Origin of the sequence: Bacillus sp. FSL M8-0071 (assembly GCF_037975455.1) — a bacterium.
Taxonomy (GTDB): Bacteria; Bacillota; Bacilli; order Bacillales; family Bacillaceae; genus Bacillus; species Bacillus subtilis.
The window spans coordinates 3,577,461-3,603,772 of record NZ_CP150256.1; the positions used below are offsets into that span (position 1 = coordinate 3,577,461).

Annotated in this window: 28 protein-coding genes; 16 read left to right on the forward strand and 12 right to left on the reverse strand. The window is 42.9% G+C overall.

Annotated features, from left to right (window positions below; genetic code table 11):
- Positions 1-5: 5 nt before the first annotated feature.
- From pgdS to pgsB, 5 genes are all read right to left on the reverse strand, one after another.
- Positions 6-1,247 (reverse strand): gamma-DL-glutamyl hydrolase, encoded by a 1,242-nt coding sequence (gene pgdS / locus MKX71_RS18445; protein WP_326131690.1) that lies wholly within the window; start codon positions 1,245-1,247, stop codon positions 6-8.
- A gap of 140 nt (positions 1,248-1,387) precedes the next feature.
- Positions 1,388-1,555, reverse strand: coding sequence for an extrachromosomal elements maintenance protein EdmS (gene edmS, locus MKX71_RS18450; RefSeq protein ID WP_003227896.1), 168 nt, complete (start codon positions 1,553-1,555; stop codon positions 1,388-1,390).
- A gap of 14 nt (positions 1,556-1,569) precedes the next feature.
- Positions 1,570-2,712, reverse strand: a complete 1,143-nt coding sequence (gene pgsA, locus MKX71_RS18455) for a capsular polyglutamate synthetase PgsA (protein WP_003243306.1) — start codon at positions 2,710-2,712, stop codon at positions 1,570-1,572.
- A gap of 18 nt (positions 2,713-2,730) precedes the next feature.
- Positions 2,731-3,180, reverse strand: coding sequence for a poly-gamma-glutamate biosynthesis protein PgsC (gene pgsC, locus MKX71_RS18460; RefSeq protein WP_003227889.1), 450 nt, complete (start codon positions 3,178-3,180; stop codon positions 2,731-2,733).
- 14 nt (positions 3,181-3,194) lie between these two features.
- Positions 3,195-4,376 (reverse strand): poly-gamma-glutamate synthase PgsB, encoded by a 1,182-nt coding sequence (gene pgsB / locus MKX71_RS18465; protein ID WP_003227883.1) that lies wholly within the window; start codon positions 4,374-4,376, stop codon positions 3,195-3,197.
- A 783-nt stretch (positions 4,377-5,159) separates the two neighbouring features.
- Between pgsB and MKX71_RS18470 the strand changes: the two genes are divergently transcribed.
- The 8 genes from MKX71_RS18470 (at position 5,160) to MKX71_RS18505 (ending at position 11,882) form a co-directional block, all read left to right on the forward strand.
- Entirely contained in the window at positions 5,160-6,140 is a 981-nt protein-coding gene (locus MKX71_RS18470) for a LacI family DNA-binding transcriptional regulator (protein WP_217011547.1), read from the forward strand.
- Position 6,141: 1 nt separating this feature from the next.
- On the forward strand, positions 6,142-7,023 hold the full coding sequence (gene rbsK, locus MKX71_RS18475; RefSeq protein ID WP_015251074.1) for a ribokinase: 882 nt from the start codon (positions 6,142-6,144) through the stop codon (positions 7,021-7,023).
- The gene (gene rbsD / locus MKX71_RS18480; RefSeq protein ID WP_015251073.1) at positions 7,020-7,415 is read left to right on the forward strand and encodes a D-ribose pyranase; all 396 of its coding nucleotides are present in this window, start codon (positions 7,020-7,022) and stop codon (positions 7,413-7,415) included. The genes rbsK and rbsD overlap by 4 nt, the downstream gene beginning before the upstream one ends.
- Positions 7,416-7,430: 15 nt before the next feature.
- Positions 7,431-8,912 carry a ribose ABC transporter ATP-binding protein RbsA gene (rbsA, locus tag MKX71_RS18485; RefSeq protein ID WP_257434374.1) on the forward strand — a complete coding sequence of 494 codons (1,482 nt, stop codon included), beginning with the start codon at positions 7,431-7,433 and terminating at the stop codon, positions 8,910-8,912.
- Position 8,913: 1 nt separating this feature from the next.
- Positions 8,914-9,882: a ribose ABC transporter permease RbsC gene (rbsC, locus tag MKX71_RS18490; RefSeq protein WP_069322945.1), complete on the forward strand. Its 969-nt coding sequence runs from the start codon at positions 8,914-8,916 to the stop codon at positions 9,880-9,882.
- A 12-nt stretch (positions 9,883-9,894) separates the two neighbouring features.
- Positions 9,895-10,812, forward strand: coding sequence for a ribose ABC transporter substrate-binding protein RbsB (rbsB, locus tag MKX71_RS18495; protein WP_160244549.1), 918 nt, complete (start codon positions 9,895-9,897; stop codon positions 10,810-10,812).
- An 81-nt stretch (positions 10,813-10,893) separates the two neighbouring features.
- Complete coding sequence (locus MKX71_RS18500) at positions 10,894-11,430, forward strand: SH3 domain-containing protein (protein WP_021480756.1); 537 nt, start codon at positions 10,894-10,896, stop codon at positions 11,428-11,430.
- Positions 11,431-11,585: 155 nt separating this feature from the next.
- Positions 11,586-11,882: a DUF3892 domain-containing protein gene (locus MKX71_RS18505; RefSeq protein ID WP_003227867.1), complete on the forward strand. Its 297-nt coding sequence runs from the start codon at positions 11,586-11,588 to the stop codon at positions 11,880-11,882.
- 39 nt (positions 11,883-11,921) lie between these two features.
- Here the strand turns inward: MKX71_RS18505 and MKX71_RS18510 are convergent, their stop codons facing one another.
- From MKX71_RS18510 to alsS, 3 genes are all read right to left on the reverse strand, one after another.
- The gene (locus tag MKX71_RS18510; RefSeq protein WP_003242788.1) at positions 11,922-12,449 is read right to left on the reverse strand and encodes an NAD(P)H-dependent oxidoreductase; all 528 of its coding nucleotides are present in this window, start codon (positions 12,447-12,449) and stop codon (positions 11,922-11,924) included.
- Between the two features lie 99 nt (positions 12,450-12,548).
- Positions 12,549-13,316 (reverse strand): acetolactate decarboxylase, encoded by a 768-nt coding sequence (gene budA, locus MKX71_RS18515; RefSeq protein WP_339231469.1) that lies wholly within the window; start codon positions 13,314-13,316, stop codon positions 12,549-12,551.
- Positions 13,317-13,377: 61 nt separating this feature from the next.
- Positions 13,378-15,090, reverse strand: a complete 1,713-nt coding sequence (alsS, locus tag MKX71_RS18520) for an acetolactate synthase AlsS (protein WP_014478171.1) — start codon at positions 15,088-15,090, stop codon at positions 13,378-13,380.
- Between the two features lie 157 nt (positions 15,091-15,247).
- On the opposite strand from alsS, the gene alsR reads away from it, so the two are divergent.
- Together alsR and MKX71_RS18530 are read left to right on the forward strand one after the other, a co-directional pair.
- On the forward strand, positions 15,248-16,156 hold the full coding sequence (gene alsR / locus MKX71_RS18525; protein WP_003227859.1) for an acetoin biosynthesis transcriptional regulator AlsR: 909 nt from the start codon (positions 15,248-15,250) through the stop codon (positions 16,154-16,156).
- A gap of 210 nt (positions 16,157-16,366) precedes the next feature.
- Positions 16,367-17,695 carry an arsenic transporter gene (locus tag MKX71_RS18530; RefSeq protein ID WP_080529885.1) on the forward strand — a complete coding sequence of 443 codons (1,329 nt, stop codon included), beginning with the start codon at positions 16,367-16,369 and terminating at the stop codon, positions 17,693-17,695.
- A gap of 56 nt (positions 17,696-17,751) precedes the next feature.
- On the opposite strand, the gene MKX71_RS18535 is transcribed toward MKX71_RS18530, so the two are convergent.
- From MKX71_RS18535 to cotH, 3 genes are all read right to left on the reverse strand, one after another.
- The gene (locus MKX71_RS18535) at positions 17,752-18,429 is read right to left on the reverse strand and encodes a DUF2642 domain-containing protein (protein WP_015714829.1); all 678 of its coding nucleotides are present in this window, start codon (positions 18,427-18,429) and stop codon (positions 17,752-17,754) included.
- Positions 18,430-18,488: 59 nt separating this feature from the next.
- Positions 18,489-19,631: a spore coat protein CotB gene (cotB, locus tag MKX71_RS18540; RefSeq protein ID WP_277736746.1), complete on the reverse strand. Its 1,143-nt coding sequence runs from the start codon at positions 19,629-19,631 to the stop codon at positions 18,489-18,491.
- Between the two features lie 127 nt (positions 19,632-19,758).
- The gene (gene cotH, locus MKX71_RS18545) at positions 19,759-20,847 is read right to left on the reverse strand and encodes a spore coat protein CotH (protein WP_064911629.1); all 1,089 of its coding nucleotides are present in this window, start codon (positions 20,845-20,847) and stop codon (positions 19,759-19,761) included.
- Positions 20,848-20,987: 140 nt separating this feature from the next.
- On the opposite strand from cotH, the gene cotG reads away from it, so the two are divergent.
- The 3 genes from cotG to MKX71_RS18560 all read left to right on the forward strand — a co-directional run bounded on the left by cotG (position 20,988) and on the right by MKX71_RS18560 (position 22,878).
- Entirely contained in the window at positions 20,988-21,575 is a 588-nt protein-coding gene (gene cotG / locus MKX71_RS18550; protein WP_072692783.1) for a spore coat protein CotG, read from the forward strand.
- 173 nt (positions 21,576-21,748) lie between these two features.
- Positions 21,749-22,366: a flavin reductase family protein gene (locus MKX71_RS18555; protein WP_003227852.1), complete on the forward strand. Its 618-nt coding sequence runs from the start codon at positions 21,749-21,751 to the stop codon at positions 22,364-22,366.
- A 176-nt stretch (positions 22,367-22,542) separates the two neighbouring features.
- A complete protein-coding gene (locus MKX71_RS18560) occupies positions 22,543-22,878 on the forward strand; it encodes a DUF4181 domain-containing protein (protein WP_021480762.1) in 336 nt (111 codons plus the stop codon).
- Positions 22,879-22,882: 4 nt separating this feature from the next.
- Here MKX71_RS18560 and ggt read toward each other — a convergent pair whose 3' ends face one another.
- Complete coding sequence (ggt, locus tag MKX71_RS18565) at positions 22,883-24,460, reverse strand: gamma-glutamyltransferase (RefSeq protein ID WP_046381376.1); 1,578 nt, start codon at positions 24,458-24,460, stop codon at positions 22,883-22,885.
- A 213-nt stretch (positions 24,461-24,673) separates the two neighbouring features.
- Between ggt and chrS the strand changes: the two genes are divergently transcribed.
- From chrS to chrA, 3 genes are read left to right on the forward strand one after another with little or no spacing between them, the layout of a single operon-like run.
- Positions 24,674-25,150: a chromate efflux transcriptional regulator ChrS gene (gene chrS, locus MKX71_RS18570; protein ID WP_014478181.1), complete on the forward strand. Its 477-nt coding sequence runs from the start codon at positions 24,674-24,676 to the stop codon at positions 25,148-25,150.
- A 13-nt stretch (positions 25,151-25,163) separates the two neighbouring features.
- A complete protein-coding gene (chrB, locus tag MKX71_RS18575) occupies positions 25,164-25,757 on the forward strand; it encodes a chromate efflux transporter subunit ChrB (protein ID WP_015251064.1) in 594 nt (197 codons plus the stop codon).
- Positions 25,754-26,290, forward strand: a complete 537-nt coding sequence (gene chrA / locus MKX71_RS18580; protein WP_014665634.1) for a chromate resistance efflux protein ChrA — start codon at positions 25,754-25,756, stop codon at positions 26,288-26,290. Before chrB ends, chrA begins: the two co-directional genes overlap by 4 nt.
- Positions 26,291-26,312: the final 22 nt, after the last annotated feature.

Consider the following 26,312-nt stretch of genomic DNA (forward strand, 5'->3'; position numbering starts at 1 on the left):
TTCTTTTATTGCACCCGTATACTTCCTGCGTATTTATCCTTCCAATATGTGCTCGTGTTCATATTGGTGATGGTCACGCCGTTTGATAATGTAACGTGAACAACTTGTCCGTTTCCGATATAGATGGAGGGATTTAAGCTTGTTGATTGAAAGAACACAATGTCTCCCGGCTTCAGGTCCGCCTTCTCAATCTTAGTTCCGGCATTGTACTGGCTTGTTGCGTATCGAGGCAGGGAAATACCGGCTGCTTTCTGGTAGACATATTGGACAAATCCAGCTGTATCAAATCCTGTCTCAGGTGTTACTCCGCCCTGTTTGTAAGGCACTTCTCCGACATAAAGCGTCGCTTCGGAAACAATCGGATTTTCTTTCGGGATTGTCAGGTTGTCAAATCGGCGAATACCCGTCATCTTCGATTTCCAGTAATCCTCTGACAAATAGGAAATGGTTACTTTTTCTGACCGGCTCGCCTGGATGAACCTGCCTGCGCCCGCATAAATGCCTGCATGTGAAATTCCCGTTTTATACGTATTGCTGAAATAGACGACATCACCAGGCTTTATGTTCTGAGGGGCTACCTTCTCGCCCACTGCCCACTGCTGTTCTGCTGATCGCGGCAGATAAATGCCGAGTGCCTGTTGAAACACATATTGCACAAGCCCCGAGCAATCAAAGCCCTCTGACGGCGTGCTTCCGCCAAACACATATGGGACACCGATATATTTTTCGGCCTCCTGAACGACAGGAACATCAGCCGTTGCCGGATCGGCAGCGATTCTTCTCGCCCCGATATAAGTTCCGCTCCAATAGCTGCTTTTTTTGTAATTGGTGATGATAACCCCTTTTGACTGTGTACTGTGAACCATTTGGCCGTCTCCGATATAAAGGGCGTCATGTGTCGGAACAGTGCCGTTGCTTCCCTCTTTCTTGAAAAACAAAATATCACCCGGCTTCAGGTTTTCAGGCTTTACAGCTGTTCCGATTTTATACTGGTCGTTTACAGATCTCGGCAGATGAATATCAGCCTTACTGAACACATATTGTATCAATCCTGATGGATCGAAACCCTCTTTCGGCGTTTCCCCGCCATATTTATACTGATATCCAAGCAGTTTTTTTGCTTCGCTGACAATCAATTCTGATGATGTATCAGCTTCCGCAATCTCCGCTTTTGTCATAATTGGAACCAAAAAACAAATGATAACCGCCACAAGCAAAAACTTCTTCCAGTTTGCCAGTGTGTTCACTTTTATTATCTCCTCCTCTTTTTGCAGTTTTAACATCGGTATTTTTTTGAATATGTTAAGAGACTTTTTAATATTTTTACAGAATGAATATGCTGGGCAAATAAAAAGAGAGTGTCTCATCAGACACTCTCTTTTTTGAATTATTTATTGGCGTTTACCGGTTCTTCCTGCTGCTGGATTTTATTCATTTCCATATCAATCTTCTGTTTTTCCTGATCTGTCAGCTGATCATTGAATTTAAAAGCTGACATAAACATGAACACGATGGCTACGGCAACAAACGGCCAGATGGCTTTGACAAATTTCATCTTTATCACTCCGATTATTTAGATTTTAGTTTGTCACTATGATCAATATCAAACGTCAGTTTTCCGTCTTCTACTTTCCAAGCGAAATTAGAGTCTTTCGTCAGTTCGCGAATAATGGTTTTCTGTTTAAGGCTGTCTTTTTTCACAGGTGCAGGTGTCGCTTCATGGATATCGATCGGTGTCACTTCAAAGCGTCCTGTTCCATTTTTCTTCAGGTGATACTGAACCAGTGCACTGTCTCTTGTTCTCGTCCAGCCCTGGTCAAAGACAAAGTTGCCGAGGCTGTAGAAAATGACGGTTCCGTTATATACTTCAATCGGTTCTAAGACGTGCGGGTGATGGCCGACGATGATGTCAGCTCCCGCATCAGACATGGCTCTTGCAAGCTGGCGCTGGCGGTCGTTTGGATCATTGTCATACTCTTGGCCCCAGTGTGACTGCACAACAACGATGTCCGCATGTTTTTTCGCTTCTGAAATCATAGGGATGAAGATTTCAGGATCTGCGGGCAGCACGCCCGGCGTATTCTTTTTAGCCGCGAAACCTTTCCCGGACACATCGGTAAAGCCAAGCGTCGCAATCGTTACCCCGTTGACTTTCTGGTACGAAATTTTCTTTTTCGCATCACTTAAGCTGTATCCCGCTCCAACGATATCAAGGTTTTGCTTCGCAAATTCTCCAAGCGTATCTTTCATGCCCTGAACGCCGTAATCCATTGCGTGGTTGTTTGCGCTGTTGAGAACCGTGAAATTCATGTCCTTCAAGACTTTCACTGATTCCTTATTCGTCTGCAGATGAATCTCTTTATCTGCTTGTTTATAATTCTTTTGATAGGTTACCGGGTTTTCAAAGTTTCCTGCTACATAATCAGAGGCTCTAAAGATCGGTTCAACATATTGAAAAATACTGTCTGCCCCTTTTTGCTCCGTTACTTTTTCAACATAGCGTCCCATCATAATATCGCCTACAAATGAGGCTGAGAGTACGTCGTCAGAATACGTTTTGACCTTCGGCGTTTCCGCTTTTCCCGCCCACATGAAAGCGAACATAAGGACAAAAACGATCGGAATGGCAATAAATACGTGCTTATTGGTTTTCTTTTTTTGCTGTTTTGTCAGCTTTAGCAGCTTTTCATGAAAGCTCAGTTCTTTTTTCATCGTTTGACACACCTTACATTAAATTAAGTAGTAAACAAACATGATAGCAAAGGTCGCTCCGCTCAATAGCAGCGTGCTTCCGAACGTAATGGTTAAACCTTGTTTCTGAATGGTATTGGCAATTAAACCTGGCACGATGATGCCGATTCCTCGAAATTCTGCGATTTCAAATGGTACAATCGGGTATAGAAAATCAAACGCGATTTTTAGGACGATCCCTGTTATCAGCATGGCAGCGAATTTTCTGCGTCCGTACAAAATCATAAATTTGGATAAACCGTATTTCACAATAACATAAGTGAGCAAGCTCACTAGCAAAACAAGTAAAATAAAGACCGGCTGATTAAACACAAGTCCTAAATATCCCGGTACAACAAGTCCTGCCGGCACGATCCCTGTTTTTTCCGCAAAAATTAAACTGAGTAGTACACCTAAAATTAGTGCGATGTATAAATCTGATCCGAACATGTTTGCATTTCCCCCTAGCTTACGAGCTGCTTAACCTTGTATTCGTGGATTTTTTCAATTAAAGGCTCTGCGGCACCATGAATATTGCCGACGCCATATATGACACGGTTGTGCATTCTTTTCTTTAACAATTCCATAATTTCATCTGTTGACTTATACTCTAGATCATGCAGTTTGTCTGCAGGAATTTTGCCTTCTTCGTAGGCTTTTACGATCGGTTCTGTTGTTTCACCGATTAAGATCAGTTCACTTGCTTCAATATAAGGCAATACGTCATTTGCGAATTGCTGTGTCCGATCGACACGGTCTGCGCGGCAGTTCATGATGATGATCGGATCATCGGTCGGGTAACCGATTTCTTTTACACGTTTCCATATATTCAAAGTAGAAGAAGCGTCGTTTGCGGCAAACCCATTAACAAAGTGCCCAGGCTCGCTCGGACTGATCAGCGGAAGAATTCTCATTGCTCCCGGATCTGGCGGCGCATTCAGCATTCCCTTAAATGCTGTTTCTTCGTCAATGCCGAGTGCTTGAGCCACACCCAGCGCCAGAGAAGCGTTATCAGGGAATACCATGTATTCAAATTTACGTAAATACTCATCTGTAATTTTTGAGTTATCAGCAATGATGACTTTTGTGTTTCGTTCTTTTGCTTTTTGTTTAAAGAACTCGGTATATTCACTATCTGTAATGACAAGATGGCCATTATAAGGAATTGTAGCGGTAAACGCTTCTGCAATTTCATCAAGCGTCGGCCCCATGACATCCATATGGTCTTCCAAAACATTCACAATGACGCCGATATTGGCCTGCAGAAGTTCTTCCTGAAAGATGATTTGATAATCTGGGTTAACAGCCATGCATTCACTGACAATCGCGTTAGCCCCTCTTTCTACTGTTTCTCTCATGACTTCTTTTTGCTCTCCGATATTCGGCCCCTGAGGTTTCCGTTTAATCGGCTTTTCCTCCGGTGTGTCCCAGTAAATCATTCTTGCATCTGTTCCTGTTGTTTTTCCAACAGTCTTGTAACCGGCTTCTATTAATATTCCGGTTGTCAGCCTTGTCACAGTCGATTTTCCGCGGATGCCGTTAATATTCACCCGAACAGGGAGGGCATCAATGTTTTTCTGATGTCGTCGTTTTTCTAATATTCCGATGACCAGTATGACAGCACAGGCTATAATGAGTAACCACATTGCTTTTCGACATCTCCTTCTATATTGTTGTAAATTCATTCATCAGTATATAGAATCACTATGAATTCTCAATCGGCATTATGTAACATAATCTTCCCTAATCGACTAAGCCAAACTTCTCTTTTGAAAGAGATTTTATACCTACAAACTGTTTTCTATTTTTGGAAAACAGCAGGACTTATACCTTATCACTTTTTTAAAAAATCGAAGAGAATGCGCTTTCATTTCTCCCCTGATATCCTTCTGGACGTATAGTCACACCTTGCTGTTTGTGTTTAATATGCATTTCAAATCAATCTTTTTTTCAGCCTGTGTTATCAAGCATCTCCTGCGATCATGCGTGTTTCCGGTTCTTATGAACACAAAATAGTTTTATCCTGTTTCTTAAGGACAAGGTCATAATGTCATCCTTTCTGCATGGAATAAGCAATATGAGGCCCATTCCAAAATGACTAAGGAGGTTCGAGATGAAAACACTAAACATACGAGTCCGAATTCTCTAACATAATTAAACATTTTCTGGGATGATAGTCTTTTCTGTTTCTCACCATTTACAGGTCTAAACGCATGACTTTGAAACAATTTTAATAAAACTTAATATTTGTTCAAGAAATCTTCATCCATATTTGTGAAGACTTTGTCAAAAAAAGAGTGAAAACCTTAAATTTTTCAATTATATATACAATTTACAATTAGATTTCTTTTGATATTTTTATTGCTAACTTCGGATTGTTCATGATAATCTATCTATGTAAACGGTTACATAAACAAGGAGGAGCTGTTTTGGCTACAATTAAAGATGTCGCCGGAGCGGCGGGCGTTTCAGTTGCGACGGTTTCCCGCGTCCTGAATGATAATGGCTATGTACACGAAGAAACGCGAACGCGTGTCATAGCGGCGATGGCGAAGCTGAACTATTACCCGAATGAAGTCGCCAGATCTCTATATAAAAGAGAATCCCGACTGATCGGACTTTTGCTCCCGGATATCACAAACCCTTTCTTCCCCCAGCTTGCCCGCGGTGCGGAGGATGAATTGAACCGGGAAGGCTATCGCCTTATTTTCGGCAACAGTGACGAGGAATTGAAAAAAGAACTTGAATACCTTCAAACCTTTAAGCAAAATCATGTCGCAGGCATTATTGCCGCAACGAATTACCCGGATCTCGAGGAATACAGCGGCATGAATTATCCAGTTGTTTTTCTGGACAGAACACTTGAAGGGGCTCCTTCTGTGTCCAGTGACGGCTATACAGGAGGAAAGTTAGCCGCCCAGGCTATCATTCACGGAAAAAGCCAGCGCATTACGCTCTTGAGAGGACCCGCTCACCTGCCGACCGCTCAAGACCGATTTTACGGCGCTTTGGAAATCTTAAAGCAGGCTGAAGTTGATTTTCAGGTCATTGAGACAGCTTCATTTTCAATTAAAGATGCACAATCGATGGCGAAGGAGCTGTTTGCCGCTTATCCAGCGACAGATGGTGTGATCGCGAGTAATGATATTCAAGCCGCTGCCGTTTTACATGAAGCATTGCGGCGCGGAAAAAACGTGCCGGAGGACATTCAAATTATCGGCTATGATGACATTCCGCAAAGCGGACTTCTGTTCCCGCCACTTTCTACAATTAAACAGCCCGCATATGATATGGGGAAAGAAGCTGCCAAACTGCTTTTGGGTATCATCAAAAAACAGCCGCTGGCAGAAACGGCAATTCAAATGCCTGTCACCTATATAGGAAGAAAGACGACAAGAAAGGAAGATTAAGATGCGTAATATTTGTGTGATTGGTAGCTGTTCTATGGATTTAGTGGTCACCTCGGACAAACGCCCAAAAGCCGGTGAAACGGTTCTTGGCACGTCATTTCAGACTGTGCCGGGCGGCAAAGGAGCAAATCAGGCCGTTGCCGCAGCCAGACTTGGGGCGCAAGTGTTTATGGTCGGCAAGGTCGGAGACGATCATTATGGAACAGCTATTTTGAATAATCTCAAAGCTAACGGCGTTTGCACTGACTATATGGAACCGGTTACACATACGGAAAGCGGAACCGCTCATATTGTGCTTGCTGAAGGCGACAACAGCATTGTCGTTGTCAAAGGCGCGAACGATGACATCACCCCAGCGTATGCGTTAAACGCGCTCGAACAGATTGAAAAGGTCGATATGGTGCTGATTCAGCAGGAAATCCCAGAAGAAACGGTTGATGAGGTGTGCAAATACTGCCATTCTCACGATATCCCGATCATGCTAAACCCAGCACCGGCCCGCCCGCTCAAGCAGGAAACAATTGATCACGCCACCTATCTGACGCCGAATGAACACGAGGCTTCGATTTTATTCCCTGAGCTTACCATTTCTGAAGCTTTGGCGCTTTATCCGGCAAAGCTCTTTATTACGGAAGGAAAACAAGGCGTCCGCTATTCGGCTGGCAGCAAAGAAGTGCTCATCCCGTCCTTCCCTGTAGAGCCCGTTGATACAACCGGAGCCGGTGATACGTTTAACGCAGCCTTTGCCGTGGCCCTGGCTGAGGGAAAAGACATTGAAGCCGCATTGCGGTTTGCCAATCGTGCCGCTTCCCTTTCTGTCTGTTCCTTCGGGGCCCAAGGCGGAATGCCGACAAGAAATGAAGTAGAGGAGCTGCTTTCATGAAAAAACACGGTATACTGAACAGCCATCTTGCCAAGATTTTAGCAGACCTTGGCCACACTGATAAAATTGTCATCGCGGATGCCGGACTGCCGGTTCCCGACGGCGTTTTGAAAATTGATCTTTCACTGAAGCCGGGCCTTCCGGCTTTCCAAGATACAGCGGCAGTACTGGCTGAGGAAATGGCGGTCGAAAAAGTCATTGCTGCAGCTGAAATAAAAGCATCCAATCAAGAGAATGCGAAATTTCTAGAAAATCTTTTCTCTGAACAAGAAATTGAATACCTTTCTCACAAGGAGTTTAAGCTGCTGACAAAAGAAGCAAAGGCAGTCATAAGAACAGGAGAATTCACACCATATGCCAACTGCATCCTGCAGGCGGGTGTGCTTTTCTAGAAAGGAGGATGAAACATGCAGATTGAAATGAAAGACATTCATAAAGCATTTGGAAAAAACCAGGTGCTGTCAGGTGTTTCCTTTCAGCTCATGCCTGGCGAGGTTCACGCATTAATGGGAGAAAACGGCGCCGGCAAGTCCACGCTTATGAACATTTTGACAGGCCTGCACAAAGCAGATAAAGGTCAAATCAGCATAAACGGAAACGAAACGTATTTTTCCAATCCAAAAGAAGCGGAACAGCATGGAATAGCCTTTATCCATCAGGAATTGAATATCTGGCCGGAAATGACCGTTCTTGAGAATCTATTTATCGGTAAAGAGATATCCTCCAAGCTGGGCGTCTTACAAACAAGAAAAATGAAAGCGCTAGCAAAAGAGCAATTTGACAAACTCTCCGTCTCTCTTTCTCTTGATCAAGAAGCCGGCGAATGTTCCGTCGGACAGCAGCAAATGATCGAAATCGCAAAAGCGCTTATGACAAATGCCGAGGTCATCATTATGGATGAACCGACCGCAGCGTTGACTGAACGTGAAATCAGCAAGCTCTTCGAGGTCATTACAGCGTTAAAAAAGAACGGCGTCTCCATTGTCTATATTTCGCATCGCATGGAAGAAATTTTTGCGATTTGCGACAGAATTACCATCATGCGTGACGGAAAAACGGTAGATACAACAAACATCTCAGAAACTGATTTTGATGAAGTCGTCAAAAAAATGGTCGGACGGGAGCTGACTGAACGATATCCAAAACGCACTCCTTCTCTCGGTGACAAAGTATTCGAGGTGAAAAATGCTTCCGTAAAAGGGAGTTTTGAGGACGTCAGCTTTTATGTTCGTTCCGGTGAAATCGTCGGTGTTTCAGGATTGATGGGAGCCGGCCGGACAGAAATGATGAGAGCGCTGTTCGGCGTTGACAGGCTGGACACGGGTGAGATATGGATCGCTGGGAAAAAAACGGCTATTAAGAACCCGCAGGAAGCCGTGAAAAAAGGTCTCGGCTTTATTACAGAGAATCGCAAGGATGAAGGGCTTCTGCTCGACACCTCGATCCGCGAAAATATTGCCCTGCCCAATCTGTCCAGCTTCTCACCAAAGGGTCTCATTGATCATAAGCGGGAGGCTGAATTTGTCAATCTGTTAATCAAACGACTCACTATCAAAACAGCATCACTGGAAACGCACGCACGCCATTTATCAGGAGGAAACCAGCAAAAAGTGGTGATAGCCAAGTGGATCGGCATCGGACCGAAAGTGCTTATCTTGGATGAGCCAACCAGAGGTGTGGATGTTGGCGCCAAACGAGAGATTTATACGCTGATGAATGAGCTGACCGAACGCGGCGTCGCTATCATCATGGTGTCATCAGAGCTGCCTGAAATTCTGGGAATGAGCGATCGGATTATCGTTGTCCATGAAGGCAGAATCAGCGGAGAAATCCATGCGCGAGAAGCAACACAAGAACGAATTATGACACTTGCCACGGGAGGGCGGTAATATGAAAATGGAACAACTGCAAACAGAACAAAAACGGATTCACTTCGACGGAATCATGCAAAAACTCGGCCCGTTTCTTGGTTTATTTATTCTCGTTATCATTGTATCTATTTTAAATCCAAGCTTTCTTGAACCGCTGAATATTTTAAACCTGCTTCGCCAGGTCGCCATTAACGGATTAATCGCGTTCGGGATGACCTTTGTCATTTTGACAGGCGGCATTGATCTTTCTGTTGGCGCTATTCTTGCCCTGTCCAGTGCTTTAGTTGCGGGGATGATTGTGTCCGGTGTCGATCCGGTTCTCGCGATCATCCTTGGCTGTATCATTGGTGCCGTACTAGGCATGATCAACGGATTATTGATTACTAAAGGAAAAATGGCGCCCTTTATCGCCACGCTTGCGACCATGACTGTGTTTCGCGGACTGACGCTAGTGTATACAGATGGAAATCCGATTACCGGACTTGGCACAAACTACGCTTTTCAGATGTTCGGACGCGGTTACTTTTTAGGCATTCCTGTACCGGCGATTACGATGGTTCTTGCCTTTGTCATCCTTTGGGTGCTTCTTCATAAAACACCATTCGGACGCCGAACGTACGCTATCGGCGGCAACGAAAAAGCCGCGCTCATTTCAGGCATCAAAGTGACGCACGTGAAAGTGATGATCTATTCTTTAGCCGGGCTTTTATCCGCTCTTGCAGGTGCCATATTGACTTCCCGCCTGCATTCGGCCCAGCCGACTGCGGGGGAATCGTACGAACTTGATGCTATCGCGGCAGTCGTCTTAGGAGGAACAAGTCTTTCTGGCGGCCGAGGACGCATTGTTGGCACGTTAATCGGGGTGCTGATCATCGGCACACTTAATAACGGACTTAATCTGCTTGGCGTCTCATCATTTTATCAGCTGGTTGTCAAAGGGATTGTTATCTTGATTGCGGTATTATTAGACCGCAAGAAGTCAGCTTAGGAGGGTTTTCACATGAAAAAGGCTGTATCCGTCATTTTAACGTTATCATTATTTTTGTTAACCGCCTGTTCGCTTGAGCCTCCCCAATGGGCAAAGCCGTCAAACTCGGGGAACAAAAAGGAATTCACCATTGGCTTGTCCGTCTCAACACTTAATAATCCTTTTTTTGTCTCATTAAAAAAGGGTATCGAAAAAGAAGCTAAAAAACGGGGAATGAAAGTCATCATTGTTGATGCACAAAATGATTCATCGAAACAGACGAGTGACGTGGAAGATTTAATTCAGCAAGGTGTTGATGCATTATTAATCAACCCGACTGATTCTTCGGCGATCTCAACGGCAGTAGAATCTGCAAACGCAGTCGGTGTGCCCGTCGTAACAATCGATCGATCTGCCGAACAAGGAAAAGTTGAAACCCTCGTTGCTTCCGATAATGTAAAAGGCGGTGAAATGGCCGCGACGTTTATTGCCGACAAACTTGGAAAAGGAGCAAAGGTGGCAGAGCTTGAAGGCGTCCCCGGCGCATCTGCCACACGGGAACGCGGCTCAGGATTCCATAACATCGCTGACCAAAAGCTCCAAGTGGTCACAAAACAATCAGCTGACTTTGACCGCACGAAAGGCCTGACTGTCATGGAAAACCTGCTGCAGGGACATCCTGATATCCAAGCTGTTTTTGCTCACAACGATGAAATGGCGCTCGGTGCTCTCGAGGCAATTAACAGCTCGGGGAAAGACATATTGGTGATCGGTTTTGACGGCAATAAAGATGCGCTCGCTTCCATTAAAGACGGAAAGCTGTCAGCCACCGTAGCTCAGCAGCCTGAATTAATCGGTAAATTGGCTACAGAAGCAGCAGATGATATTTTGCACGGAAAAAAAGTGCAAAAAACAATATCCGCGCCTCTCAAACTAGAAACACAAAAATAATTGTCTGATGTTTAGGAACCTGCGATAACGTGAATAGAGATATAGAATGAATTATTTCTCTTACGTGAGGAGAGGAACGGCATGAACAAACCAACAAAACTATTTTCAACATTAGCACTTGCGGCTGGAATGACTGCGGCGGCTGCTGGCGGCGCTGGAACGATCCATGCCCAACAGCCAGAAACAACGGTAAGCATTGATGATTTATACAGTTATCCGATTGATTCTTATTTGGTATCAGCAGAGGCTCTAAATGTCAGAACGAAGCCTTCCGCATCAAGCCAGAAAGCCGATACGCTGCACCTAGGAGATAGCTTAAAGCTGATTTCCTTCTCAAATGCTGACTGGGCAAAGGTTCAGTATAAAAACGGAAAAATAGGATTTGTCTCCACTCATTACATTGTAAAAGCAGCGACAACGGTAAAAACCAAAACAAAAACAAAAGTATATACTTCCGCTGATGGAAAGAGCATTAAGACTCTTCCAGCAGACACAAGCGTTTCTTTTTTAGGCTGGAGTAAAACGAATAAAGGCGGTTTTGATTTTGATTGGGTATTCGTTGATTACGGCGGTGCGACAGGTTATATGAAAACAAAGGATTTACACATGACAAAATAACTGAGAGGGATTCCGCATTTATGCGGAATCCCTTTTATTATGAATTGATTTGTCACATTCCCAAGATATTTCTCAGGAAATATTGTCGTATGCTGTGTCGAAACCTTACATGATCATCGACATTTTTGTTCACGCTAAAAAGCGGAGGTGTAAATATGGATCAATTTGAAGCAGCATATGAATCGTATAAAGCCCGGCAAACAACTGTCGATCAAGAAAATGTTCCATCTGGAAAAGAAGAAATTATTGCGGTTAGAAGAAATGAGGAAGACAATATTATCGCAGTGAAAACCAATACAGGAAGAGAGCTCGACTACCCTACTGCGCTGTCAGAAGCAAAATCAGGAAAACTCGCTCATGTTGATGTCTTCCATAAATACGGGCGTGACATTTTGCGAAGTGAACCGGACGGCATCAAGGAAAATAACCTGTCTGAGCTGCCGGATTTTTAAACAAATACAGCCCTGCCGTATGTTGGACAGGGCTGTATTTTAAACAAAAGGCTGCTGGATGTATTCGGCTAACCGTTTTGCACTGTGAGAAATATCCTCTGCAGCTGCATAATTCACGCCATAGAACACATATGGAGGCAGATACTTCATGCCGATCAGATTACTCGTGGCCTGAAATGGTTTCAATAGCTCACTGATCGAGTAATGATTTGCTCCGCCCGCTTGATATTTTTCCGCTTCGCTCCCTGTTGATACAGCCAGCATCAGCTCCTTGCCATGCAAGGCATTTCCTTCTGAACCAAAAGCCCAGCCATAAGTCAGCACAAGATCCTGCCATTTTTTCAAGAGCGGCGGAGAGCTGTACCAATATAGCGGGAATTGAAAGACAATCCGATCGTATTCCTCGCACAGCTGCTGTTCCTTCGCAACATCTATCGCTTCATCCGGGTATTCCTTATAAAGATCCCGTACTGTGATATTGTCATGTTTACTCAATTCCTCAGCCCACGCCTTATTAACAACTGAGGTCTCCATATGAGGATGAACTGCCAAAACCAATATTTTCATCAGACCACACCTTTACTGTTTTGATGTTATTTTATCTAAAATCAGGAAAAGAGCCAAATAAAAAGAAAGCCCTGCTAAAAGGGGCTTTCTTTTTTTCTTTTATTCAGGGCTTCCCTCAGTTGTTTCGATATCTCTCGCAAAATCAGGGTTATCCAGATTCGCATTAAAGAAATCCGCTGTGTTCGGAAGTCTGAGATTCATGTTCATTTTTTGAGAAATCGTAACCGTGCAATCCTCAAGCACATAGTCAAAAACGTGTCCGCCTGAATTGCGTCCTTCGTCAATGAAGTGCAGGTGATAGCCAGAAACGGCGATTCCGTTTGCATAAGCTGGTGTCAAGAAACCTACGATTGTTCCTCTCACGTTGTCGAAGTTGAAAATCGGCTGTGTTTTGACCGCTTCAACCATTGGCACGTAAGGTTTTTCTTGAAGTTCTACCGTTCTTGTCTGCACCTTTTTAAACAATCCGTCAATACGAATTGCATAAAATAAGTTTCTGCTTGGCAGCATGCTGTTGATCTCTTTTTCAAAGTCTTCGCGTGTCATTTTCGCATCAATTTTGTGCGTCATGTCCGGTGTAAAGAACGTAAATGAACAGAACGGTGAACGGTCTCCTTTTTGGACCGGTGTCGCGGTTCCGTCTGAGCGAAGACGGTAAAATTCGCCGTCAAACCCAATCAGCTCTCCGTCAAGCTTGTTAAAGGTTCCGATACCGAAGTCTCCATATTTCGGAATCTCTGACAGTTCAAAATCTCCGTCATATACTCCGTCTAATAGAGAAGTCATTGTTGATACTTGATAAATCTGGCTCACAGGCTGATCTTTTTGACCACGGCTGAGCACTTGAATGTTGCTTTCTCGTTTCATATTTCCCTTCACTCCTTTTATTTAGTGCTGTTCATAAAACAGTGTCGTGATGCGCAGAGTGCTAGAGAGCTTTCGTTTTCATGAGTTCCCCGAATTCTTTCGGAAGCTTGTCACTTGCTAAATTAATGTTATCACTGTAGTCAACCGGGACATCGATGATGACAGGACCTTCAGCGTTCATGCCTTGACGCAGAACATCTGCCAGCTGGTCTGGTGATTCTACGCGCAAGCCAGTTGCTCCGAAGCTTTCCGCATATTTCACGATATCGATATTTCCGAAATCGACCGCAGATGTACGGTTATATTTTTTCAATTGCTGGAATGCAACCATGTCATATGTGCTGTCGTTCCATACAATGTGTACAATTGGTGCTTTTAGTCGTACCGCTGTCTCTAATTCCATTGCTGAGAATAAGAAACCGCCGTCACCAGAGACAGAAACCACTTTTTCTCCCGGTTTCACCAATGAAGCGCCGATTGCCCAAGGAAGCGCAACGCCGAGTGTTTGCATACCGTTACTGATCATTAATGTTAACGGCTCGTAGCTGCGGAAATAACGTGACATCCAAATGGCGTGCGAACCGATATCGCAAGTTACTGTAACATGATCATCGACTGCATTACGCAACTCTTTAACGATTTCAAGAGGGTGCGCTCTGTCTGATTTCCAATCTGCAGGCACCTGCTCACCTTCATGCATATATTGTTTTAAATCAGAAAGGATTTTCTGCTCACGCTCTGCAAATTCTACTTTCACAGCATCGTGTTCGATATGATTGATCGTGGACGGAATGTCACCGATCAATTCAAGATCAGGCTGGTAAGCATGATCAATGTCAGCGATAATCTCGTCTAAATGGATAATTGTCCGGTCTCCATTGACATTCCAGAATTTCGGATCATATTCAATCGGGTCATAGCCGATCGTCAGAACAACATCTGCCTGCTCTAGCAGTAAATCGCCAGGCTGGTTGCGGAACAAACCGATACGGCCAAAATACTGATCCTCTAAATCTCTAGAAAGGGTACCGGCAGCTTGATATGTTTCAACAAATGGAAGCTGAACCTTTTTCAAAAGCTTGCGAACCGCTTTAATTGCTTCCGGTCTTCCGCCTTTCATGCCGACCAAAACGACAGGAAGTTTTGCTGTTTGGATTTTTGCTATGGCCGCACTGATTGCATCATCTGCTGCAGGACCGAGTTTTGGCGCTGCAACAGCACGCACGTTTTTCGTATTTGTGACTTCATTCACAACATCTTGCGGAAAGCTCACAAAAGCGGCCCCAGCCTGCCCTGCTGACGCTATCCTAAATGCATTTGTAACAGCTTCCGGTATATTTTTTACATCTTGAACTTCTACACTGTATTTTGTAATCGGCTGGAATAGCGCCGCATTATCCAAAGATTGATGTGTCCGTTTTAAACGATCTGCACGGATCACGTTTCCAGCAAGCGCAACGACAGGGTCTCCTTCAGTGTTCGCTGTCAGCAGGCCTGTTGCCAAGTTAGAGGCACCCGGTCCTGATGTGACTAACACGACTCCCGGTTTTCCAGTTAAACGGCCGACTGCTTGGGCCATGAATGCTGCGTTTTGTTCGTGCCGGGCAACGATAATTTCAGGTCCTTTATCTTGTAAAGCGTCAAATACCGCATCAATTTTTGCACCTGGAATGCCAAATACATGTGTGACACCTTGCTCCACTAAGCAATCAACAACAAGCTCCGCCCCTCTGTTTTTTACAAGGGATTTTTGTTCTTTTGTTGCTTTTGTCAACACCCTCACTCCTTATTATGCATTTTAAACGTAAAATTTTAAATATCTTGTGATAAGTTTCACTATACACTCTTTGGAAATTGACCTCCAATATCGATTCGCCTTATGATTAATATGTAATACGAATTATTAACCTATGGAAAGGAATGCATATTGAATGGAGCTTCGCCATCTTCAATACTTTATCGCAGTAGCCGAAGAGCTTCATTTCGGAAAGGCTGCCCGGCGGCTGAACATGACGCAGCCTCCTCTCAGCCAGCAGATCAAACAGCTGGAGGAAGAAGTCGGAGTTACGCTTCTGAAAAGGACAAAACGATTTGTCGAGCTTACCGCAGCAGGAGAAATCTTTTTAAATCATTGCCGCATGGCATTGATGCAAATCGGACAAGGAATTGAACTGGCACAGCGGACGGCCCGCGGCGAGCAAGGCCTTCTCGTAATCGGTTTTGTCGGATCAGCTACATATGAATTTCTGCCGCCGATTGTCCGGGAATATCGTAAAAAATTCCCATCTGTGAAAATAGAACTACGTGAAATATCCTCGTCTAGGCAGCAGGAGGAGCTACTAAAGGGCAACATTGATATTGGTATACTTCATCCTCCCTTACAGCATACAGCTTTACATATCGAAACCGCCCAAAGCAGCCCTTGTGTTTTAGCTTTGCCTAAGCAACACCCATTGACTTCTAAGGAATCAATTACGATTGAGGATTTAAGAGATGAACCAATTATTACTGTTGCTAAAGAAGCATGGCCTACTCTATACATGGATTTTATTCAGTTCTGTGAACAAGCGGGCTTCAGACCCAACATTGTCCAGGAAGCCACAGAATATCAAATGGTGATTGGTTTAGTCAGTGCCGGAATTGGTATGACATTTGTTCCTTCCTCAGCCAAAAAATTATTTAATTTGGATGTTACTTATCGAAAAATGGACCAAATACAGCTTAATGCAGAATGGGTTATCGCTTACCGCAAAGACAATCATAATCCGCTTATAAAGCATTTTATTCATATTTCAAATTGTCAGCAGACAAGAACTAAAGAGAGTGATGCAGGTACATGAACGATACTTGCAATCTCTTTTTTCTTTTGGGATTCTTATGGAATTTTTATTAATTTAATATAATCGCTTAGTACAACTTTATGTCAGTATACGTATACATACAGTACAAATAGTTGGCAAGGACATCAGTAAGCGCAGGACATTAGTTTGATTTTAAAAATGAAAGATAGAGAGGTGAAGTAAATTATTGAGTTCACCGGCATATTCACATTGCTCGCTTTTTTCGTAACAATGATTTTTATTTTCTGGAGACCAAAAGGACTAAATGAAGCTATCCCTGCCACATTTGGCGCTTTAATGGTTTTATTGTGCGGAAGTGTGTCATTGGCAGACTTAGGGGAAATCGGAACAAAAGTCACGGGAGCATCGGTTACAATCCTTGCCACTATGATTATGGCCATTGCACTAGAAAGCTTTGGTTTCTTTTATTGGGTGGCTGCAAAACTGCTCCAACAATCCAAGGGTTCAGGCATCAAGCTTTTTTGGCTAACCAATTTGCTCTGCTTTCTCATGACCATTTTCCTTAATAATGATGGGAGCATTTTGATCACAACTCCAATCCTTTTGCTTGTACTAAAATATTTAGGTTTAAAAAAACATCAAAAAGCCCCATATTTATTAAGCGGTGTTTTAATAGCCACAGCCTCTAGCGCACCGATTGGCGTAAGTAATATTGTTAATTTAATTTCTCTCAAAATCATTGGAATGGATCTATATCTTCACACCGCCATGATGTTTGTCCCTAGTATGATGGGACTCATTTTTATGACTTGTCTACTGTTTATGTTCTTTTATAAACGTCTTCCCAAGAACCTGCCAGATATACCGGGCCATTTTCAGTCTCTGCGGCATAGAAGGTACCATCCTCTTCATTCGCCATCAGCTCCTTTACCAGAACGAAATCAAACAAAAATCATGTTGTTTGTGCTTGCATTTGTTTTTCTCGTCAGAATGAGTCTATTTGCAGCATCATATACCGGTATTTCTGTTCCTCTAGTCGCTGTCATCGGATCTTTTATCCTGTTGAGCTGGAGATGGATTTATTTCAAAACCTCCCCAAGAGACTTGTTATATAAATCGCCTTGGCACATTTTTATATTCGCTTTTACTATGTATGTCTTAATTTATGGTCTGCATAATATTGGATTCACAGAGTTACTTGTGAATTATTTTGAACCTGTGGTTTCTGGAAGCCTCGCCCATGCAACTTTCGCATCAGGTATCTCTACTTCAGTTTTTTCTAATCTCTTTAACAACCATCCAGCGTTAATGATCAGTACTTTTACCTTAACTGAAATGACCCTGAATCCTTCAGCAACAAAAATCATCTACTTGGCAAATATTATCGGCAGTGATATCGGTTCATTATTATTACCTATGGGAACCTTAGCAACGCTTATTTGGATGCATATATTAAAACAGCATGATGAAAGTATTTCATGGGGCGAATATATAAAAACGACCATTATCATCATTCCGCTGACTGTTCTTTTTACGTTAACATGTTTATATTTTTGGATCAGTTGGTTATTTCTTTAGCATAGTATGAAACGAAAAACTGCCTTCTGCTTTTCAAGAGGGCAGTTTTGTATACACTAGGGAAGATGCATTGTCTTTAGATGATTTAACTTCCAAATGACTGGCTCTCCACTTGCGTTAATAAGCTCAATGATATTATTAGAGACACCCTTTAATAGTCCGACTTTTTCTGGCACCTCTCCCATATCAAATATGACCAATTCACCAATATTTTTTTTGATCTGCTCCTCAAAATTACGCACAAGAGGAACTTTGGAAGGCACGACAGGCAATTGTGAGTTGTCAAGAGTATACGGTGTTTGTTCAGTTGAATAAGGGGTAAACCATTTTAAATGATGCATAGATATAAAAAGTATTTTAAATACAGGTGAGAAAAATACAATATAATCGTTTAAAACATTTGTAACATATCCATGGATCGATCGACCCCCAGTTACATAAACTTCAATAAACTGGCCTTTGACCTTGTTTAATGTATTTCTATATGAAAAAGCTTGAGTTTCTGCCTCTATGGATGGATCTTCCGGATTGATCAAAAATGGCTTCTCAGTACTGGTCATTATTTTCGCCTTGTTTATTTGATGAAGATGCAACAAGGGAATATAAAGATAATTGCAGCCATCAAAAATAACAAAAATATCCTGTCCAATATCTATAAGGGTGCCGACAAACCTTGTATCTCCTGAAATGACAACCTCAACATCTGTGTTTAGGAATTGATTCAAACCTTTCACGATTCTCCTCCTTTAACTGAAAAAGGGCATCACTTAATCTGATGCTCCTCCATTATCTATTAATATTTACGTTTCCAGTGATAGTCTATCGTTCTGACAATCGTTTCATAGCTATAATCTTCCTTTTGTTTTTCTGAGCTTTTGAAGGAACTTGAATAACCTGGTGATCTTGATGATTGATAATCTGATGATCTTGGTGATCGTTTAGATGATTTTGATGATTGATAATCTGATGATTTTAATGATCGTTTAGATGATTTTGAAGAACTTTTTGAACGTGACGAACGGCCAGATTTGGATGATTGATAATCCGAAGATTTTAGTGATCGTTTAGATGATTTTGAAGAACTTTTTGAACGTGACGAACGACCAGATTTGGATGATTGATAATCTGAAGATTTTAGTGATCGTTTAGATGATTTTGATGAGCTATATGATTTTGAAGAAATGAACGAATTGCTGTCCTTATCATTATTGTCTTCCTGGTTTTGTTCATTTTTTTGATCCTCTTTTTTGTACGACCCTTTTGGTCCTAAGCTGATGCTTTTTATGTGAAAAGGATAGATGCGAAGCACCTCTTGATTTTTCACTATAGTATAATGGCCGTCGGCATTATCTACAAGGATACCCTCAATGGCTTCCGGACCTCCACGATTAATTGAAACCCATTTATGAGTCAGACTCTTAAAAACCTCGCTTAAATCATCAGCTTCCAAAACTCCAACTGGCGTCTGCTCTTCTATTTTCAAATCAGGCTCGTGTTTACTTATACTTTTGATGTGATGGATATTAAAATACACTACCCCATCCTCATTTGTGTTTAACGCAGCGTAATCATCTCCCAGCCAGACCAATCTTCCTTTTTTAGATTCCGGACCCCCTTGGTTAAATTGAACTGATTGGTTTATTAAATGTCCGATTAAGCTATGAAAATCATCAGCATCGAGCATTTCCTCAGTCTCAATTGTTGTGGTGCTATTATTGGTATCCTCAGTAATACTTTTCACATGCTCCAACTGATAATAAATTATTTTTTTTTCAGCTTGTAAAGCTATATAATCTGATTTTACAGCTGTTAATTTTCCTTTTTTAGATTCCGGACCTCCACGATATACAGTAACAATTTTATCTTTCATTGAGTGCAAAAAGTTATAATACGATATTTCATTATTTGAATGATATTTCATTCTCCTCTTGCTCATTCAAATTCCTCCTAGTCACTTATACATAGATGATAAACATACTGCATATATACGTGTCACATTTATTTGTTGAACTAATTCAATAGCCTAATTGTCGCTTTTTCCGCGAATACCCATTTTCACGCATTCATAAAATACTTAAATGATCTTTGAGGTATTGTGAACGGTTTTTAATATACTCGCAGATCACATCCGGCTCACGGTCAAAACGCTCAACATCATTCTTTTTATATGGGTCCATGAGGACAAACGGCCTAATCCGTTCATACATCGCCATGATTTTCGGTTCCATATATTCTATTGTAAAAAGAGATTGGAGCGTTTTTTCTAACAGGCGCTTGTAGGACTTGCGAAACTCGGATTCATCCAATATCCGGGCGGTTAGTGTATTAAATCCTTGAATTCTTACATAATCGGCAGCCATCCGCTCTCCATGGATATCCCTGCCCCAAGTCGCATCATAATCCCAAGGAATCACCTCAAATAATCCGGTTTCCCCGCTTCTGTATAATGCGTAGTTGTGGACAAACCCGTCATAGTTCGAGGTGAATACAATACCAGCAAGCCAGCGCAAATACTTATCGACATCCACGTGTTTTGTCACTTCTGACTTAAACTGAGCTTTAGGGACCGTATTAATTTTAAAAATCATATCCTGTAAATAAAAATCATCCTCCTCAGTCCCTGTTTTCTTTTCATATCCAAGCTCCAGCGATGTTTTCGTTTCCCTTTCTAAATCGCTCATCAGAGAAAAGTTGGCATCATCATCCACCGCATAAAAAATCGCGCCATCAGCCAGCTTCCTTTTCGCCAAATAATATTCATCTACGGATTCAAGTTCAAGATAAACCCCTTCATTCTTCCCATTCATCTTTACAAACACAAACTCTGCCTTTGGAGACAGTGTCCCTAGCTCCGAGAAAAAATCCAGAGACAATTTGTTTCTCATCAAGGAAGGGTCTTTATACTCCGCATTTAAGTGAATCTCTCGCGCGCCGCGGAATGTTTTCGGCTGATAAAAGGAAATATGGTATGACTTCTTTTTGAAGTCTCTGATATGTGATCCCCGATAAGCGATATCAATATCCAGCCTTTTTTGATTTACCTTCATCACAGCTGGCACCGGATCATCGTCCCATATATCCTTTTTTAATTCACGCAAGTCTTTTGGATGAACAAACAGCTGATAAAGCGGTAAATTGGATTGATTCTTCATCCATAATCCTCCTTACAAATTTTAGGCTTTTATTTTTATAAGATCTCAGCGGAACACTTATACACTTTTTAAAACCGCGCGTACTATGAGGGTAGTAAGGATCTTCATCCTTAACATATTTTTAAAAGGAGGATTTCAAATTGGGCCACTATTCCCATTCTGACATCGAAGAAGCGGTGAAATCCGCAAAAAAAGAAGGTTTAAAGGATTATTTATACCAAGAGCCTCATGGAAAAAAACGCAGTCATAAAAAGTCGCACCGCACTCACAAAAAATCTCGCAGCCATAAAAAATCATACTGCTCTCACAAAAAATCTCGCAGTCACAAAAAATCATTCTGTTCTCACAAAAAATCTCGCAGCCACAAAAAATCATACTGCTCTCACAAGAAATCTCGCAGCCACAAAAAATCGTACCGTTCTCACAAAAAATCTCGCAGCTATAAAAAATCTTACCGTTCTTACAAAAAATCTCGCAGCTATAAAAAATCTTGCCGTTCTTACAAAAAATCTCGCAGCTACAAAAAGTCATACTGTTCTCACAAGAAAAAATCTCGCAGCTATAAAAAGTCATGCCGCACACACAAAAAATCTTATCGTTCCCATAAGAAATACTACAAAAAACCGTACCACCACTGCGACGACTACAAAAGACACGATGATTATGACAGCAAAAAAGAATACTGGAAAGACGGCAATTGCTGGGTAGTCAAAAAGAAATACAAATAATCTAAGTTTTCATTGTTTCAATAGGCTGCCGGCGGAGGTACGGAAGCCTATTTTTTTATTTGCCCTGTATTAGATATATGTCATGACATAACATATGCAACCCGCATCATTTGGTTTCCTTTAAACCATTTCGTTATAATCAAGGTATCCTAACGATAAAGGCGGTTGTTGCTATGTACATATTTCAAGCTGATCAGCTTAGTGCCAAAGACACATACAAGCTATTGTCAGGTACCGTTATTCCCCGCCCCATTGCATTTGTGACAACACTTTCTTCAGGAGGAGCGGTCAATGCCGCGCCTTTCAGTTTTTATAACGTCGTCAGCTCAGATCCTCCGCTTCTCAGTATTTCTGTTAACAGGACGGAAGGACGCCAAAAAGATACAGCGCGAAACGCAGTGGAGAACGGAGAATTTGTCGTTCATGTCAGTGATGAAGCCATCATTGAAGATATCAATGAAACAGCTGCAAGCTTAAGGCCGGATGAAAGCGAGCTTACACGCACCTCGCTTCATCCTGTTGAAAGCAAAGCTGTTTCAGTTCCCGGCATTAAGGAAGCCCGCGTTCGCTTTGAGTGCAAATTAGAGCGGCATATTACCTTTGACAATGATCAAGGCATCACTACAGCAGATCTGCTCATCGGAAGAGTTGTCTGCTTCCACCTAGATGAAAAGGTGTATGATGCAGAAAAGGGATATATTTTAACGGATGAATTAAAGCCTGCCTCACGATTGGCGGGAAATCACTATGCCAAGCTGGGGGAAGAATTCACACTGATTCGTCCCAGCTGAAGAGAAGGACTATTTAAATAGAAGAAACTAGTCAAAAAGACCTTATGATTACAAAATATCGCCTGTAAATAACTGAAAAAATATCAAAAAAAGAACACCCAGAGTAAGCTCGGGGTGTTCTTTTATGAAACGTTTTTCCTTTTTCTTCGTATATAGGTAGATTAGGAGGAATTGGAATGACAAACTTTTGGATTTTAATGCTGATCGCTATTACCATCAGTCTCGCCTCTCAATTTTTTATAAAGAAAAAATACGGTATTGATAAATCCGGCTGGCGATATAAGCATGTCAGCAATACACACAAATGGATCGAAATCACTTTACTTATTTTGTTTGTGTTTTCACTCTCCTTTTTTCCAGTTGAATATTTGCTTCTTTTATTTTTTATTGTGATTGACTCAATACGAATTTTTATGGAGTGGCATTATAGACCTGAAGATAAACAGTTTATGTACCACATTGTAGAGGTCTCCCTTATGTTTATGCTTTTGATTTATATTTGTACCCTATAGTTATTTAAATCCCCACAGCCGCTCCGTCTCCCCGAGGATCGGCTCCGCCTTGGAGAAAGCCTTCTTCATCAACTTTGATTGCAGCCGCTTGTCCCATCAGCGGATCATAGTCACCGACAACCTCCACGAGATGCCCGCTGTCTTTCAGTTTTTGGATTGTTTTGTCTGTGAATCTGCCCTCGACTCTGAGACCTTCGTATTCCTCTCCCCACGTTCTGCCCCATACCCAGCGCGGTTCGCTGATTGCCTGCTGTGGATGCATTCCGTAGTCCAGCATTCGGGTAATGATGGCCGTCTGAGTCTGCGGCTGGCCTTCGCCGCCTTGTGTGCCGTACAGAATTTTTGGCTTTCCGCCTTTACAGACCATAGCCGGCATCAACGTATGGAAGGTGCGCTTTCTCGGTTCAAGCGTGTTGACATGATTTTCATCCAGTGAGAAAAACGATCCGCGGTTTTGCAGTAATATGCCTGTATCACCGGCAGTGACTGCCGAGCCAAATTCAAAGTACAGGCTTTGAATGAATGACACTGCGTTGCCATCCGCATCGATTACGGCCGCATATGCCGTATCACTTCCCACCGGCCTGCTTTCTGCCGGTATTGCGAGATAGCCGATTTCTTCTGCCAATTGTTTTGCATAACGTTTGTCCAAAAGCCTTTCAAGCGGAATGTCTGCAAACGCCGGATCAGTCAGGACGGCATCCCGATCTAGAAAACTCTTTTTCAATGCCTCCACAAGCACGTGATAATACTCAAATGAACCGTGTTCGATTTGGGTGAAATCATAGTTTTCCAAAATGTTCAGTGTTAATAAACCGGTAAATCCCTGAGAATTTGGCGGCGCCTGATACACACTGTACCCTCGATAATCACTTGATACAGGCACTGCCCACTCACCCCGATGCGCTTTAAAATCATCGATTGTCATGTAACTGCCGTTATTCTGTAAATGTGAGACAATCCGCTGAGCGAGATCTCCTTCATAAAATGCGCTTCTTCCTTTTTCAGCAATCAAGTTCAGACTGTCTGCAAGCTCTTTTTGCACAAACCGCTCTCCCGGGACAGGTGCTTTGCCCCTTCTTGTGAAGATGTCAGCCGTGTAAGGCGTGGAAGCCAGCAATTCAATATTCTTTTCTGTGTGACGACACTGATCAGCTGATACAGGAAACCCATTTTGGGCATAATCGCGTGCGGGCTCCAATACATCTGCAAGAGACAGACGCCCGTACTCCTTCAGGACCGCATCCCAGCTATCAACCATTCCCGGCACGGTAATGGCACTGTCAATTCCCCGCAGCGGAATCGCGCTTTTTCCCTTATATACATCTCTCGTTACGTTTTTTCCTGAACTGCCGCTGCCATTGTAGACTTTTACTGCCTTTGTTTCCTGGTGAAAGGTCAGCCAAAAGGAATCCCCGCCAAGTCCGGTCATATGCGGGTACACAACCGCAAGACAAGCACTCACCGCAACAGCGGCGTCAAACGCGTTGCCTCCCTTATCCAGTATGCGGTTTCCGGCTTGAGAAGCGAGGTAATGCGGACTGACGATCATTTGCTTTGTACCGATGACAGATTTGTTCATCACAAGTCCCCTTTTTTAAGAAATTTTCTTCAGTATAGGGAGCCTGATTTTTCACATCTACTGATCCGGCAGAAAAACTGACGAACTTTCTACTTTTCGCAAATAACAAGATATTTTTTCATTCATTTCGAAAACAAATAAAAAATTATTATTTCGATACGTAACTTTTATGATAAAATGATTGCTAAAAGGCTACGAAAGCAGGTGGAGCAATTGAGTCATGAATATCAAATCCCCAACCTTGTACTTGATGAGACTGATAAACAAATTCTCACGATTTTGCATGAAGAAGGCAGAATTTCTTATACGGATCTTGGCAAAAGAGTCGATTTGTCACGGGTCGCCGTCCAGGCCCGTATCAACCAATTAATTGAAGCCGGTGTTATTGAAAAATTCACCGCTGTCATCAATCCCGCTAAAATCGGCATTCATGTTTCCGTGTTTTTCAATGTCGAGGTAGAACCGCAATTTTTAGAAGAGGTCGCTCTTAAGCTTGAGGAAGAGCCTGCGGTCACCAGCCTTTATCACATGACAGGCCCGAGCAAGCTGCATATGCATGGGATCTTTGCCAACGATCAAGAAATGGAAGAATTCTTAACAAAACGGCTGTATCCATTGCGAGGCGTCGTCAGTGTTGATTGCCAGATGCTGATCAAACGATACAAAAGCCGTATGGGAATGAAGCTGTAAAGGAGAGAAACGAATGAAAAACCATCCTTATCGGGATATGACGGCCGCAATGGTTCGCACCGGCATATTAGGGTTCGGCGGCGGACCTTCCGTGATTCCGCTGATCCGCCATGAAGCGGTCAATAAATATAAATGGATTGACGATGATGAATTCGGAGAAATATTAGCAATCGCTAATGCGCTTCCCGGACCGATTGCCACCAAAATGGCTGCTTATCTGGGCTTTAAGCTAAAAGGCACATTAGGTGCAGTTGTGGCGACTCTCGCCCACATTCTGCCTACATGTCTTGCGATGGTGGGCTTGTTTGCGGCTGTAAATGTGTTAAGCCATTCAGCAATTGTTGCAGGTATGATCGGTGCCGTCACGCCGGTAATTGCGGTCATGCTCGGAATCATGGCGTACGAGTTTGGCCAAAAAGCGCTTAAAGGTTTCGGCTGGGTTACCGGCATCCTGTTTTTTATCATCGCTTTTATCGGCCTGCAAACTTTACAGATTAATCCCGGCCTGGTCATTATCATTTTCTTAGCGTACGGGGCGTTTCATTTTAAACTGAAAGACAAAATCACAAATAAACATTCAAAAGATAAAGGAATGTCAGCCTCATGATATCGATCTATTTATTTATGGCGTTTTTTATCGCAAACCTACTGGGATATGGCGGCGGACCTGCGTCTATCCCGCTAATGTTTGAAGAAGTTGTAAACAGATACAGCTGGCTCTCAAACGATCAATTCTCAAATATGCTCGCACTTGCGAACGCTTTGCCGGGCCCGATCGCCACGAAAATCGCTGCGTATGTCGGCTACAGCGCAGGCGGGTGGCCCGGCTTCCTAATTGCCCTGATCGCAACCGTCGTACCGTCGGCGCTCGCATTGATCGTCCTGCTGCGCATCATCCAGCGCTTCCGCCAATCACCTGTCATCAAAGGCATGACGCTGTCCGTCCAGCCTGTCATCGCGGTCATGATGCTCATTCTTACCTGGCAAATCGGCGCAGATGGCATCAAAGCGATCGGCTGGATCCAATCGATCGTGATTGCGGGAATTTCGCTCCTTGCCATGACAAAATTCAAAATGCATCCGGCATTTTTGATTATCGCGGCGTTTTTATATGGGGGCCTTGTGATCCCTCATTTATAGAAAAAAGCACCTGGACAGGTGC